Here is a 12,766-nt window from a genome sequence, read left to right on the forward strand (position 1 = left end):
TTAATTTAGTATATGTGTAATAATTTATTCAAAAATTGCCACGATAATTGATTTTTCAATGGTTAAAAAATTATTTCCATTCGCAGGAAAGAACATCGACAGCGTTAAATGACCAAGGATTGTAAGCATGCTTTGCTGTTGCACTTTCGATTAGGTCAAAACTTTCAAGTCCCTCCTTCATTCTCGGGAAAACCAAGGAGAAAGGCGTCTTAACCATATCACGTCGCTTTGGACATAGATCTACACCTACAGTGCTAATCAAATCGTAACGATTGCCAGCATTGTCTTGGAAGATCATATCTTCTTTGAGAACGCATACTTTTTTCTTCTCGGTTAGGTGAAGTGTAAGTTTAGTTTCGGTCGGTGTGAAACAAATTTTATCTAGTACAACTATGCCTTTGAATATTTGATTTACATTACAGCATCCATTAGAAGGGAGCATATTGCGTTCCTTTTTCAGTTCTTCAGGTTCAGTTTTCTCAGTTGCGTTTTTCTCATCTAAGTTCTCTACAACAACGCTACTTGCACAACCATTACTTAAAAGAATCAGAATAATCAAAAGAACAAAATTACGAATGGTTTTCATCGATGACTAAAATCTCCTCGGAATCTAGAACATTACTAATTCATTCAAAATTGACAAGCGTAATTATCAACTTGAATCAAAAACTTTTGAATTCTACTTAGTCAATAAATTTGTAAACTCAATATAAGGATTTAGTAGACTCGATTCACTCCATTTAGGGCAGCAACCCTGTATGCTTCCGCCATAGTGGGGTAATTAAATGTTGCTTCTAAGAAATATTTTATTGTGTTCGCTTTTCCTTCTTGAGACATGATCGCTTGCCCAATATGAATAATTTCTGCTGCTTGATATCCAAAACAATGTATTCCTAGCAGAGCAAAAGTTTCTCTATGGAACAGTAATTTTAACATTCCAGTATTATTACCTGTAATCTGTGCTCTTGCTAGGCTTTTAAAAAACGCATGTCCAACTTCATAGGGTACTTTTTGTTCGGTTAGCTCTCGCTCAGTCAGACCAAGTGAGCTGATTTCTGGACTCGTATAAATCCCTGTTGGAATATTCTTTGCAAGTTTCGAGTTACAGTATCCATCGCAGATAAAAGCTGCTGCAAATCTTCCTTGGTCATAGGATGCACTCGCAAGACCTGGTGCGCCAATCACGTCACCAACGGCAAAAATAGATGGAACGGATGTCTGGTAATTTTCATTGACTGGAATATTTCCACGATTGTTTACTTCAATACCAAGCTCTTCCAAACCTAGTCCATTGGAGTTACTTGTTCTGCCGTTCGCCCATAACAAGTATTGAGTCTTGAGCTTTTTGCCACTCTTGAGATGAAGAATAACGTAATCGTCTTGTGGTTCGAGTGATTCCATCTCTTCGTTATGTCGAATGATTACACCTTGTTCCCTAAGGTGATAGGCAAGGGCATCTATAATCTCATCATCAAGAAAAGACAATAATTTATCTCTATTATTGATGAGATTTATTTTGCAACCTAACCCGCGAAAGATGGAAGCATATTCGCATCCTATAACTCCAGCGCCATAGATCGTTAATGACTGCGGAGTTACAGGAAGACTGAGAACAGAATCACTATCCAAAATTCTTGGATGTTTGAAATCTACATCGGGAGGATTGTATGGTCTTGATCCAGTTGCTATGATAATATGATCTGCTTCAAATATTCGTTTAGATCCAGTTGAATCAATTTCAACGGAGACCTGGTGTGAATCCAAAATTTTAGCTCGGCCTTGAATAACACGGATTCCATTTCTATGATAATTTTGATCTCGCATCTGCACTTGACTGGAAATTACAGATTCAGCATTTTTTAGTAAATGGGGAAGATGTAAATTGATGCCTTGCATTTCTTGTCTTAGCAAAGAGTTGGCTTTGAGCTCGATCATTGTTTGAATCGGTTGCCGCATTGCTTTACTTGGTATTGTGCCCATATGCGTGCAGTTGCCTCCGACCAATTTATTCATTTCTATGATCGCAACCGATTTACCTGATTTTGAACATTTCATAGCGGCACCTTCACCGGCCGGGCCACTTCCAATTACGATCACATCAAATTTTTCTTGATTCATCCATTCCAGATTAAGATTCATTTCTGAATTGGAAAAGGAAAAAATTTCTTTTTTATCTTGATCATATGCAAAGTTTTGTTAAGAATTAGTTGAGTTCTATTTAAGGATCGATTTATGATTTTGCCAAAACCTCAACAAATTTTATTGAGCTTTCTTATTTGTATAATTCCTATATACTCAATAGAAGTTAGCCGAAACCCAAGATGGTCAATTCCTCAATCAGAGATAACCAAAGTATTCCACACTGCTATATCTCCTAATCAAGAAATTGTTGCAATTGGTGGAAAGAACGGATTCCAAGAATCCTCTCCCGTCTTGATTCAGATCCGCAATTTATATACGGGAAAACTTATGCAGTCAATTGATGGCTTGGGAACATCTCTTGTAGCCCTCAGCAATTTAAAATTTTCCAAAGATGGGAAATTTTTTTACGCTGTTTGTGGAAACAAAATCTTATTCTGGTCAACGGATAATTGGAAGTTGGTTTCAGAAATAAATGTCGAGAGGGAAGTATTAAGTGTAGATTTGAGTTCCAACAACCAACTAGTTGCTGTTGCAAATTCTGTTGGTGATGAGAAAAAATCTGTTACGAATCTGCTTATTTACAATCGAGAAACTGGAAAAGTTATCAAGACGATTCTAAAACTTTCTTCAAAGAAAATAGTAATATCCCAAATCCTTTTTTCTCATGACGATTCCGTAATCTATGGAATGGTCGAGAACTCAAGACATGGTGTGGTTGCATGGAATGTTGAGACGGGTGCTGAGAAGTATTTTGCAAGTCAGAAAGATTATGGAAGATTTGCAATTCATGAAAAATCGAATCTGCTTGTTTCTGCTGAAGCCGAGAAGAATAAAATAAATCTTTTCAATCTAGAAACTGGAAAACTTATCAAAAGCCTTCCAATGGAATTGTTGGGTTTCAGTGAGATAGTATTTCATCCTAACGGTGAATATGTGATTGTCGGTCGCCGAGATTCCACAGAATTTATACAAATTCTCAACGTAAAAACAAATTCTATAACCAAGTTTGTTGGTCATATGCAAATCTTTAGATTCGATCTGAGCAGTGATGGTTCTTCCCTTGCCGTTGCTTCATTTTTCTTTTTCGATCTTCCAGACAACATCAGTTTTGCGGTATATGACATTGGATCGAAGAAAGAGATATCACAGCTTTCGTCTTCCTATGGAGCTGAGGATTTTAAACTTGGTCATGAAGTTGAAGTCAATCTAGCCGGTGAATGGACGCGAGGTTTTGTTGGACAGATTGCACCCAAGATCGATCAAGTCTTAATTGAATTTCCGGATAGTAAACCGAAGGACAAATTATGGGCAGAAGCGTCTTCCGTCCGATTTATAAATATCGAAGATAGAAAAATAGATCCCTTAAAAATCTGGAATGTAGGAGATCGGGTTTTCGCAAATGTAAAAGGAAAGGAATACACAGGTGCTATCGAGCAGATAAATAAAGACTTAGGTTGGATATTAGTTCGATTTGAATCTTCGAAACCTAAATCAGCTGATTGGGTTAGGCCTTGGAATTTAAAAAAACAATAGTTATATTTAAAAATTTAATCTGTATTTATGAAAAATAATCAATTGAGTTTTCAGGAAACTGTCAATAAATCTTTACTTTTTTAGTAAATAAATATTCGCTTGCTTTGTGAATATCTCAGTTCTCATCTCACGATTAGTTTTGTACTTTTTTGGCGTTTTATTTTTCCATTCATGTTTGGTTTTTAAGGAACATGAATTAGATCCTAATTCTGTACTGAATGTCTTGCGGTATGCTCCTTTATTAACAACATCAGCGACTATTGCCAGTCCAAGTTTTAGTCCGAGTCCAGGGCTATACACCACACCTCAGAGAATTACAATCACATCAGCTACAGAAGGTGCAAGTATATATTATACAATAGATGGCTCAGACCCGACCGAAGAGTCAACCATTTATACGGCTCCAATTCATATTTGGCTTCTCGCTGGAAAAACTTTAAAAGCGATAGCGATAATCCAAGGTTCGAGTCGCAGTGCTGTTGTTACGTCGGACTCTTTCTATAGTTACCCTTTGATTAAGACTGGAGCTGGAACCATCGGCGGCTACACACTTACGGCTGGAGAAGATGGACTCACACAAAAAGGTGTTGCTCGAAATTTTGTCGGACCGACCCAAAGTAGTTTCGTTGCTGACTTCACAACCTATGATGAAGTAACTGACCTAACATGGCGTAGTTGTAGGCAAGGTGCCAATGGTGCTTTTTGTGAATTGAATGCTGCTGTTGCTATGAATTGGACTGACGCTCAGACAGGACCTATTGGTTGCAGTAGTTTAAACTCGCTCAATTCTGGAAGTGGCTACGCTGGAAAAACGGATTGGCGATTGCCAACTTTGGATGAACTTAAGACATTAATGGATTACGGAAGAGCCTCTGCTCCGCTGATCGATCCTATTCATTTCCCTAATGTGTTAGGAGGATTTGAAGATTTGAGCATAACTTCACTTGACGTAACTCAAGCTATGCCAGTATTAATGACTACAGGTCAGATTCAACAGCTTGCTAAGACTGCTGTACGAAACGTTCGCTGTGTTTCAGGGAATTCACGTGTGGAATCTTCCAATTGGGTGGATCAGGGTGATGGAACTATTCGCGACAATAGGTTGGGCTTATTCTGGCAAAAATGTAGCCAAGGGCAGACGCCTCCCGATTGCACAGGTGCGCTTATCAAAAGCAATTGGTTAGGAGCAGTTACCAATTGCAATAATTTATCATTAGGTGGGAGAAATTGGAGATTACCCAATACGAGTGAATTGTATTCATTGATCGTAAATCATCCGATCAATAATCCAACAATCAATACATCTATATTTCCGAATACGGACTCTTGGTCTTATTTGAGTTCGACAACGAATTCATTGGATTGGAATTTTGCTCAGTCTGTAAATTTTGGCAATAGCGGTTATCAAGGAATCATTACAAAAGGAAGTAATGAAAATGTCCGCTGCGTCTCTGATTTTTGATTATGCTCAATATGTATACAAATCCTAAATTTATTTCTAATTTTACTTTTTTTAGTATGGCAAAATATTGAAAATTTATAAATATTTCTTTACTGTTAAATTATTAAATATTTCCTAAGCCTGGGATAAAAAATGCAAAAAAAATTTAATAATTTAATTCTGTCTGGCATATTTTTGTTTATTTCTGGTTGCGTTGGATTTCAGGAGAGTCTTTTTGATCCCAATTCTTTATTGTCTGCTCTCAGAACAACAATATTGCTCTCGAGTAGAACAAGTTCTGCTCCGGAGACTCCGACCTTTCTTGCCATTAAGAATAACTCAATACTTGAATCAGGATTTATCATCGGACGAGCATCAGCTGATTCTTCTGTTGAAGTAAGTTTAGATGATGGAGAATTTACCAGCGCGATTGGAACCCTTAATTGGAAATTTAAATTACCAACAGGTTCCAATTCTTGGAGACTCGGAAGCCTGCACAAAATATCGATTCGAGCAACAAGAGATGCATTAATGTCACCAGTGACAACAATTAGTGTCCGCAAGGGAACAAATCGTGATGTGAATGGAGATGGATTCACGGATTTAATAGTCGGTTCTCCTAACGCTAATTCGAACTTTGGACTAGTGAGTATTTTTCATGGAAGTGAAAATGGAATCAGTGCGACTCTTTCTTCGCAAGCTAATACTGCATTATTTGCCTCTGCATTAGGTCGTCTAGGAATAGCTACAGTATCAGGTGATTTCAACGGTGATGGATATTCAGATATTTTAACATCTGCTTTTATTTTTACGGTTGCTGGTAATGCAAATGCAGGTCGGGCATACATTCTTTACGGAAGCGAGAGCGGTGTACCAAGTACGTTAGACAATCCTGGTAATGTTATTATAGATGGAAGTAGTGTTGGTGGATATTTGGGTCGATCTTTGGCGGCAGGTGATTTGAATTCAGATGGTTATGATGAAGTGATAATTGGAGCATATTTGCAGTCTGGCTCAAATGGTAATATATACATTGTTAATGGAAGATCGGGTTCGATTCCAAGCGGAATTGATACTGCTCTTGCAAATACGACTTTAACAGGATCTGCTTCCAGATTAGGCGAGTCCGTGCAAACCGCTGACCTCAATGGTGATGGGATTACTGATTTAATCGGGGGTGCACCTTTTGCTCAAAATACATTGGCACAACAGGGCAGAGTTTTTATCTTCAATGGATCGACTTCTGGCATTCCTTCAGGCAATGAGTCATCAGCGAATGCAACGATTACCGGAACAAATATATTCGGTAGTAAACTGGGATGCTCAATAGGATATGGAGATCTAAATGGGGACAATGTCCATGATTTAATTCTTTCAGCATGTGGTGCAGACACAAATGGCAAAGTGTATATTTTCAATGGATCTACCAGCGGAATATCATCAGCTAACGATACAGCAGCAAACACTATCGTCTCTTCTACAAAAACTTCTGCTCTATTCGGAAGTTCAGTAAGATCTGCAGATATAAATGATGACGGAATTCAAGATTTGCTTGTCGGCTCTTCTGCTGTTTCAACGAACTTAGGGGAAGCGTATATTTTTTATGGCTCAACGAATGGCATTACAGCTGCAAATGAAACTTCAGCTAATGCAGCATTTACTGGAACTAATGCAAATGGTATGTTGGGTTTTGCTTTAACTCCTTTTGACTATGATTCTGATTCGAATACAGATTTGGTAATCGCAGCTACAGGTGGTAGCGGCGTTTTGCATTTTTTCAGAAATTCTGGAACTGGAATTGCTACCGGATCCGATTTCAATTCCAATCAAAAAATTCAAGGGGGTACAGGATTTGGCTCGTCGCTCGTTCATTGATAGTTGGTGGAATATTCAGCTTTGATTTATCTATAATTCTTTATTTTTTTCCAAATCAATTTAGTGAAAGCTTAATATTAAACTATACTTTTTATGAATATTAGATTTTTATGACTATGGAATCTTTGAATGCGATTACTCAGTCAAATATTTATTTCATTATCTACATTATTTTTTAGCACTTCCTGTTTGTATTTCCAGGAAAACCAGCTAGATCCCAATGCATTTTTGTCGGTATTAAGATCGGCGTTCATAATCAATAGTGCAATTAATACTCCTGACTCACCAACATTTCTTCTCATAAAGAACAACTCAGTCCTTGAATCAGGATTTACAATTGGGAAGGCTGCGGCTGACGTTACAGTCGAGGTCAGTTTAGATGATGGAGATTTTGTCAGTGCTAGCGGGTCCGAGAACTGGAAGTTCAAACTGCCAACTGGATCAAATTCTTGGAAATTAGGAAGCCTTCATAAAATCTCAGTGCGCTCCGTCAAGCAATCCCTATTTTCACAAGTGACTTCCATTTCTGTTCGCAAAGGAAAGAATCGAGATGTAAATGGAGATGGATTTCCTGATCTTATAGTGGGTGCGGTTACAATTAATTCAATTTTTGGAGAACTGAGAATTTTTCTTGGATCAGAAGAAGGAATCACTGCAACCGTGTCAACCGATGCGGACAGTGTGTTCACTGGAACTGCCAATGGTCGTCTCGGAGAACCTACAGCGACTGGTGATTTTAATGGCGATGGTTTTGCCGATATATTGACTTCGGCGAATTTATATGCACCTGCACCTAACACGGGAAGAGTTTATATTCTTTACGGTGGGGAAAATGGTATCGCAAGCATTGCCGATAATTCGGCAGATGTGATCATAACAGGAAATGTAGCTTCCGGACGCCTTGCAATAGCTGTTGCATCTGGAGATTTAAACTCTGATGGCTATGATGAGGCTATACTCGGAACTGGCTTACAGGTTGGAGGTTCTCAAGGCCGCGTTTATATTATTAACGGACAGCCGACCACAATTTCAAGTGGAGTTGATTCAACAGTTGCAAGTTCAACAATCTCTGGAACAGGAACAGAGAGATTTGGTGACAGTCTATTAACAGCGGATATCAATGGAGATGGGAATATTGACTTGGTTGTCGGTGCTCCAAGTGCTAATAATGGAACGGCGAGTCAAGGAAGTGTCTACTTATATTATGGAACGAGTACTGGATTGTCATCTGGATCTGATACATCAGCTAATACAAAGATCACGGGAACCAATACTTCAACCAGTAGTCGATTCGGATGTTCTATGGACTCAGGAGACATCAATGGAGATCGCATCGATGATTTACTGATCGGAGCCTGTGGTGCAAATACTGGAGGAACAGTTTATATTTTTAATGGTTCGAATAGTGGTATATCCTCTGGAAATGATACAACGGCGACAAATATCATTACTTCTACCAAAGGAACAAATGCAAATTTTGGAAATTCAATTCGATCCTATGATCTCAATGGAGATGGGTTTTATGATGTAGTTGTTGGATCATATGGAGTTTCAACATCATTAGGAGAAGCATATATTTTTAATGGATCATCAAGTGGTGTATCAGCTTCCAATGAAATGTCAGCTAACTATACATTTACGGGAACTGTAGCAAATGGTGAATTTGGTCGATTCGTTGCTGCGCTTGACTATGACTCTGATTCTAATATAGATATTTTAGTATCAGCTCCAGGCACTCCGAATCCGGGAGCTGTTCACTTTTTTAAAAATTCTGGGTCTTCAGTGACAAGTGGATCAGATTCTAATGCCAACAAAAAAATACAAGCAATTACGCAATCAGCATTTGGACTATCCATAGGGCATTGAATCAATAACTAATTTATTCATAACCTAATTTATTCAGATTTAGAATAACGGAGATTAGATTGCATTTCTAAAAGGCAATTAATCATTTTTCAGTATTCAATATTACAGGAACTCCACCTGATCCGGCTGGCATAATGATGAGTTTGTTATTCGGATTTTCGACGGCTTTGAGCTGAATATATTTTGAGTCCAGCTTTTCAGAAATCATTTTTTGCGCCTTAGCTTGTGCTGCGGATTGTATCAAGAGAGCTTCGGCAGATGCATTTGCTTTAATTTTTGTAATTTCAGCATCTTTGTTCGCTATATCGATCTCGAACTTCATGGTTTCCATTTCTTGCTCTTTTGTGAGTTTATTTTCGATTGCTTTCAGAATCGGGTGTGAATAATCAACATCATCTATAATGACATCATCAATAATAATATACTTACCTTCCAATTTTTCTACTAATAGTTTTTTGACTCCAAGTGAAATTGCTTTGGTTTCTTTAGAGATTCTTACCATTGGATAATTAGAGATTATATTCCTTACTGCAGTTCGAAACTGAGGACTGATAATTTTTGTGTAGTAGTCTTGACCAATTTCTTTTTCTAAAAAGTAGATTTTATTTTCTGCTGGACGAACTGTAATATCTGCTATTACGTGAATGGTAAGATCGTCTCTAGTCAGAACGTCTACTTTTTCTTTATAAGTTTGCCATTGAGTAGAATACACAAATATGCTATTCCAAGGTGCATAGATATAGGTTTCTGGCTTGAGGGGTTTCTCGCTCAGTCCTGTCGAGTAAGGTCGCCAATCTAGGCCAACTTCACCAGGTCTAATAGTTGTAACACAATTTGATGTTGAAAACAAAAGGAACAAAAGACAAATGCCAATCCATTTTACCATAACTAAATTTCTCCGTTTGACTAAATATTTGACTCTTTTTACACTAATTGTAGCGAATTCATTTTTCTGTTTTGGTGAAGAACCGATACGACCTGAATTATCTACACATGTAAGGCTTTTTCAAGCAGCAGAAATGGGCGATCTTGCACAATTAAAGAAGGCACTCGATGATGGAGCGACAATCACCGAAAAGAATGCTTATGGGGAGACAGCTCTTTTTGTAGCTATTGAAGCTGAAGAAGAAGAAATTGTTAAGTATCTGCTCGAAAAGGGATCAAGCGTATCTATTCGAAACCGTGCAAATGATACGCCTCTTCATCGAGCAGTGGAAAGAGCCAATCATGAAATAGTAAAATACTTATTGAGCTACGGAGCCAATCCAAAAGCAATAGATCGAGATGGAGATACACCAATTTCCATTGCAAAAAGATTAGGCGAAATAGAAATTCTCAATCTTTTGCAGACTACAAGCAAGTAGAGATCAATCAGAATATTCAAGAAATCGTAACTAATTTATTTCTCATTTCCTATTACTGTTCAACTCTATATTCCAAAAAATTTATAATCAAGAAAATATTTATTTCATAATTACTATGTCATTTTCCTTATACATGCTATCTGAATTTTTTAGAATCTCTGAGTTTCGAATAATATCAGTACTTTTAAATTTAAAAGGGATTGTAATCGATTCTGAATTGGCTTGTGGTTTGCTATAGATGCAAAAGTGAAGATGGGATTGGCTAGACATACCGGAATTTCCGGCGAGGGCAATCTTTTGTCCAGCTTGGACTTTATCACCAGCTTTTACAAAAGTTGATTCAAATTTATTATGAGCATAAAATGATAAGAATTTGCCGTGATCAATAGTAATCGTATTCGCTTCAGCTGAATAACCCCCAGGAATATTATCTTCATACTTATCTATTGTATTTGTTACCACTCCATCCGCAACAGAGTAGATAGGCTGTCCGAACATATAGTAATCACTATTGGAATCGCCTTGACTTCCTGGTTTAAAAATATTTTTATTCTCATCGACTGCCGCAAAATCATAGCAATAATTTGCAAAGCCATTATGAGTCATCGCTGTGCCTCCAAATTCAGCCCAGATTGCATAGTTTCCTTTTAAGGGAAAATTAAGATTCTGAATCGGATTTGGAAGTTGATTGTTCTTCCAATACATATCATATGCTTTTCTTCGAGAAGCAATAGCAAGATTTTTTAATTCTTTATCTGGTTTGTTATGCGTGCGAAATGTTCCATATAGTTGGAACCCGTATTCATCATACACGAATGGATCTTTCGTGAATTCGGATTTTAAAGTAGAATAGATTCTTTCGAAATACGCCTGATCATTCAATTCCCTTAGCCCTAAGTTAATGATTCTCAAGTAATAAAATTGATTGGAAAGATTTTTCGTTCTATCCAAATTAGATTCAGCTTTTTCGATATATTCTTTAATTTTTTTTGAATTTTTAGTTTCAAAAATTTCTTTAAAATGAAGATAACTTGTATAGGGTAAGAGATTCGAAAAATATTCTGAATTTGGAAATTTATTTTTCCCTTCTTGAATTCGATCCAAAGCTTGTTCATACATCTTTCTCTCTCGTAAGTTCAGAATGATTTCAGCTAGAACAAAATCTCTTTGGTGCAAATCATAAGAATGTTCGAAAAGATCATAGATCTTAGCGAGATCTGTTTTTGCCTCAATCAAAGACTTTGCTTTCTTATAGAGAATTTGCGAGTTGGCCTTTTTTATGGCAATATCCTCAGGCCACTTCGCAGATCCAATCTTTCCAAGGTCGATTCCTTCTTCATATTCATGTAAATTTTCTAAAACCCATATACCAGTTGCATATGTCCATTTTGCTTCAGGATTATTTGTCCTATAGATGTTCAGGCCGTTTTTTGCTTTTTCCCATTCTTTACTATTCACATTAGCAACAATAGTATCAGGATGATCAATGGATTCGGCGTAAATTCTCGATATTAGAATGACAAAAAGTACCAATATAGAAATGTAAGTCTTCAAAATTCAATTCCTCCTCCACAATAAATTATTAACAGCGCCTGCAACTGCGATTACAAAACCAATTACTGTTCCGATATCCACATAAAATGGATTCAAGTCTGATCCGAAAATACTATCTAAGCAAAATTTGATATAAGAATATGGTAAATTCGAATATCCAAGATCCCTCAGAATATCATAATGCCAATCTGTTAGAAAGCAATATCCAAAACCATAGAAAAAACCCAAGACAATCCAAGAAAAAATAGTCAAACTAATCACTGCATAATGTAATTTTCTAAATTTCCATGACATCCAGGCAAATAAATTGATGACTATGACGAAGCTATGAATTTGAAATAATACAATATTGATTATCCAGAGAAAGGTTACCTTTTCCATATTAACAGAATACTCAAATTGATTTTTTGAATCTAGCACATAATCTATTTCTTATCTTTACCTGCCCATCACATTCTTTCGAAGGAAAAGATAAGAGATCATAGAATACCGATTGGATCTTTGGCCGGAACGAATAAATTATTTATTTAATTGGTGGTAATATTTATCAATAAAATCAAGTTTGTTGTTGATGAGGTTGCATATCCTATATTCTACGATTTTGATATTTTTTTGCTTAATATTTCCATTATTTTCAGAGAGAATATATTTCAAAAATGGAGATGTATTAACTGTCCGTATCATCCGCTTGAATAGAGACTATGCACTTGTGACATCGCCATTGGGAGACTATCGAATTCCCAGAGAACATATCAAAAAGATCGAAAATACTGAAAAATACACTATGCAGGTTAAATTGAAAACTGGAAAAACATTGGTATTGCAATTTCTTGATGCCGACATGAGTAGGATCCGATTTATTCTAAGAGAGCAAATCATGAGTTATTCTTGGGAAGAGATAGAAGATTCTGTGTTTTTGGAACTTTAAATTTATTCATGAATATCGCACTAGAAAAATTCTCGATTTCATTTTACATAATCCACTTTCAAT

Annotated in this window: 11 protein-coding genes; 6 read left to right on the forward strand and 5 right to left on the reverse strand. The window is 36.8% G+C overall.

The annotated features are described in order from the left end of the window. Positions 1 to 70 precede the first annotated feature (70 nt). Both O4O04_RS00335 and sthA read right to left on the reverse strand, forming a co-directional pair. Positions 71 to 586 carry a hypothetical protein gene (locus O4O04_RS00335; RefSeq protein ID WP_272531571.1) on the reverse strand — a complete coding sequence of 172 codons (516 nt, stop codon included), beginning with the start codon at positions 584 to 586 and terminating at the stop codon, positions 71 to 73. 131 nt (positions 587 to 717) lie between these two features. Then, positions 718 to 2,118, reverse strand: coding sequence for a Si-specific NAD(P)(+) transhydrogenase (gene sthA / locus O4O04_RS00340; RefSeq protein ID WP_272531572.1), 1,401 nt, complete (start codon positions 2,116 to 2,118; stop codon positions 718 to 720). A 114-nt stretch (positions 2,119 to 2,232) separates the two neighbouring features. Here sthA and O4O04_RS00345 point away from each other — a divergent pair, with 114 nt between their 5' ends. From O4O04_RS00345 to O4O04_RS00360, 4 genes are all read left to right on the forward strand, one after another. Beyond that, entirely contained in the window at positions 2,233 to 3,675 is a 1,443-nt protein-coding gene (locus O4O04_RS00345) for a WD40 repeat domain-containing protein (RefSeq protein ID WP_272531573.1), read from the forward strand. A gap of 139 nt (positions 3,676 to 3,814) precedes the next feature. Further along, on the forward strand, positions 3,815 to 5,137 hold the full coding sequence (locus O4O04_RS00350) for an Lcl domain-containing protein (RefSeq protein WP_272531574.1): 1,323 nt from the start codon (positions 3,815 to 3,817) through the stop codon (positions 5,135 to 5,137). 132 nt (positions 5,138 to 5,269) lie between these two features. Then, positions 5,270 to 6,991 carry an FG-GAP-like repeat-containing protein gene (locus tag O4O04_RS00355; protein ID WP_272531575.1) on the forward strand — a complete coding sequence of 574 codons (1,722 nt, stop codon included), beginning with the start codon at positions 5,270 to 5,272 and terminating at the stop codon, positions 6,989 to 6,991. A 129-nt stretch (positions 6,992 to 7,120) separates the two neighbouring features. After that, positions 7,121 to 8,857: an FG-GAP-like repeat-containing protein gene (locus O4O04_RS00360; RefSeq protein WP_272531576.1), complete on the forward strand. Its 1,737-nt coding sequence runs from the start codon at positions 7,121 to 7,123 to the stop codon at positions 8,855 to 8,857. 82 nt (positions 8,858 to 8,939) lie between these two features. Here the strand turns inward: O4O04_RS00360 and O4O04_RS00365 are convergent, their stop codons facing one another. Further along, entirely contained in the window at positions 8,940 to 9,743 is an 804-nt protein-coding gene (locus tag O4O04_RS00365) for a prohibitin family protein (RefSeq protein ID WP_272531577.1), read from the reverse strand. On the opposite strand from O4O04_RS00365, the gene O4O04_RS00370 reads away from it, so the two are divergent. After that, the gene (locus O4O04_RS00370; RefSeq protein ID WP_272531578.1) at positions 9,724 to 10,221 is read left to right on the forward strand and encodes an ankyrin repeat domain-containing protein; all 498 of its coding nucleotides are present in this window, start codon (positions 9,724 to 9,726) and stop codon (positions 10,219 to 10,221) included. The two genes, O4O04_RS00365 and O4O04_RS00370, sit on opposite strands and share 20 nt — an antisense overlap. 99 nt (positions 10,222 to 10,320) lie before the next feature. Here the strand turns inward: O4O04_RS00370 and O4O04_RS00375 are convergent, their stop codons facing one another. Together O4O04_RS00375 and O4O04_RS00380 are read right to left on the reverse strand one after the other, a co-directional pair. Continuing rightward, positions 10,321 to 11,775, reverse strand: coding sequence for a M23 family metallopeptidase (locus O4O04_RS00375; protein WP_272531579.1), 1,455 nt, complete (start codon positions 11,773 to 11,775; stop codon positions 10,321 to 10,323). Between the two features lie 3 nt (positions 11,776 to 11,778). Beyond that, a complete protein-coding gene (locus O4O04_RS00380; protein WP_272531580.1) occupies positions 11,779 to 12,195 on the reverse strand; it encodes a DUF2784 family protein in 417 nt (138 codons plus the stop codon). 151 nt (positions 12,196 to 12,346) lie between these two features. Between O4O04_RS00380 and O4O04_RS00385 the strand changes: the two genes are divergently transcribed. Next, complete coding sequence (locus tag O4O04_RS00385) at positions 12,347 to 12,703, forward strand: hypothetical protein (RefSeq protein WP_272531581.1); 357 nt, start codon at positions 12,347 to 12,349, stop codon at positions 12,701 to 12,703. Positions 12,704 to 12,766: the final 63 nt, after the last annotated feature.

The sequence above is a fragment of the Leptospira sp. GIMC2001 genome (assembly GCF_028462125.1).
Taxonomy (GTDB): domain Bacteria; phylum Spirochaetota; class Leptospiria; order Leptospirales; family Leptospiraceae.